Annotated in this window: 1 protein-coding gene; it reads right to left on the bottom strand. The window is 62.9% G+C overall.

Annotated elements, in window-relative coordinates; genetic code table 11:
* Positions 1-579, bottom strand: a 579-nt coding sequence (locus AC1DT3_RS23675; RefSeq protein WP_477467587.1) for an ATP-binding cassette domain-containing protein, incomplete at both ends; no start/stop codon positions are given.

The raw sequence follows: 579 nt of genomic DNA, 5'->3' as shown, positions 1-579 counted from the left end.
GCTCGCGTTCGGACTTCTCGACGCGTAGCAACACGCGACGCCCGACCATCAATTCTGCAAGTTCCGGCGGCGACGTGGCGACGGTCTCCAGGCTCGCCACCATTTCGCCGCGGCGCATGACCGAGACGCGGTCCGTGACCGCCATGATTTCGCGGAGCTTGTGCGTGATCAAAATGACCGTCTTGCCTTGCTCCTTCAACGCTTTCAGCAATGCGAACAGCGCATCCGCTTCGGGCGGCGTCAGTACGGCAGTCGGCTCGTCGAGAATGAGGATGTCCGCGCCGCGATAGAGTGCGCGCAGGATTTCCACGCGCTGTTGCAGGCCGACCGACAAATCGCCGACGAGCGCCTCCGGATCAATCTCGAGTCCGTAATCGCGCGAGAGCCGCGCCAACTCCTTACGGACCTTTCCTTCGCCGACCCGCAGCAACGCGCCGCCTTCGGCGCCGAGCATGACGTTGTCGACGACACTCAGCGTCTCGACCAGCATGAAATGTTGATGGACCATGCCGATTCCGGCCGAGATCGCATCGATCGGCGAACGGATCGAAACGGCCTTGCCGTTGACGCGCACTTCGC

The sequence above is a fragment of the Microvirga sp. P4_G7 genome, from assembly GCF_056401005.1.
This window is presented reverse-complemented; position numbering and strand designations above follow the sequence as displayed.